The sequence below is a fragment of the Photobacterium sp. R1 genome (genome assembly GCF_054600795.1).
In genome coordinates this window covers 1-241 of sequence record NZ_BAAHZP010000914.1, presented here as the reverse complement: position 1 = coordinate 241, position 241 = coordinate 1, and the positions used below count along the sequence as shown (strand labels likewise).

The window sequence follows — 241 nt, the reverse complement described above, 5'->3', positions numbered from 1 at the left end:
GTACTACTGTCGCCGAATGAGACGTTGCCGCACCCGTGTACGAACCTGAAATGGCTGGATCGTGTGACTAGCGAAGTTTTTAACCAGCGCCTCAAAACCGTGCGAAACTGTTATAAAGCACTGATGTACAGTGAGACACTGGAGAGTCTGGGGATCACCCCGTCAACCCGACCTGAAAACCTGAGCCTTGAGCAATTCGTGCCGATGGCGAACTGGCTGGATGCTAACCACAGCCATTAAG

At 52.3% G+C, this 241-nt stretch carries 1 protein-coding gene; it reads left to right on the top strand.

Annotated elements, in window-relative coordinates; translation table 11 throughout:
* Positions 1-240: rRNA adenine N-6-methyltransferase family protein (locus ACYP03_RS27725; RefSeq protein WP_459782901.1), on the top strand; the 240-nt coding region annotated here is incomplete at its 5' end.
* Position 241 lies beyond the last annotated feature (1 nt).